This window comes from Herbiconiux daphne (assembly GCF_024979295.1).
Taxonomy (GTDB): Bacteria; Actinomycetota; Actinomycetes; order Actinomycetales; family Microbacteriaceae; genus Herbiconiux; species Herbiconiux daphnes.
Genome location: NZ_JANLCJ010000523.1, coordinates 1 through 619, shown reverse-complemented (window position 1 = coordinate 619; position 619 = coordinate 1). Strand labels below are relative to the sequence as shown.

Sequence of the window (619 nt, the reverse complement as noted above, 5' to 3'; positions counted from 1 at the left end):
AACCCTCTCAATCTCTGTTTTATCACGAAGCAAGAAGAAGGTGGGGGATTGGTGTCGCCCTTCACGATTAATGATGTAACCGCTAGGGACTTTTTCACAAGTAAGATCGCCTTCCATTATGTTATTCCTAGTTTATTTCTAAGGTTTTCAACCCAAGAGATTGCTTCTTCCATCGAATCACATCTTTTTGAATGGCTCTCTTCTCCGAATTTCAGTTGAGCTTTCCACTTACCTCTTGCTTTATCAAAAGATACACCTTTAATGCCAGATTTGCTATTCTTGTTAGCTCCTCTGTTGAAGCCATTTAAGGTATGACACGATGCACGAAGATTTTCGATACGATTATTCTCCGTGTTTCTGTCTATGTGATCCAACACCCCAGGAACATATCCATTATGCCATAAATAGATAATTCTATGGACTAAGTATAGTCTGTCGTTAATACTAACACGCCAGTATCCATCACTTCCACGTGTTCCGGCTTTATCTCCAACTTTGACGTTGTTAGAAGGAGAAATCCTCCATAGAAGATCTCCTTCGTGATAATCAAAAAGAGCTTTAACATCAAACACCTTTTGAAGCCTCTACGCTTGCAGAATTGTTATACCGTCCTTTAATG

General features: G+C 39.6%; 1 protein-coding gene. It reads right to left on the bottom strand.

Going from position 1 to position 619, the window contains the following annotated elements; all coding sequences use genetic code 11:
• Positions 1–116: 116 nt before the first annotated feature.
• Positions 117–572, bottom strand: a complete 456-nt coding sequence (locus tag N1032_RS26230) for an HNH endonuclease (protein WP_259543578.1) — start codon at positions 570–572, stop codon at positions 117–119.
• Positions 573–619 lie beyond the last annotated feature (47 nt).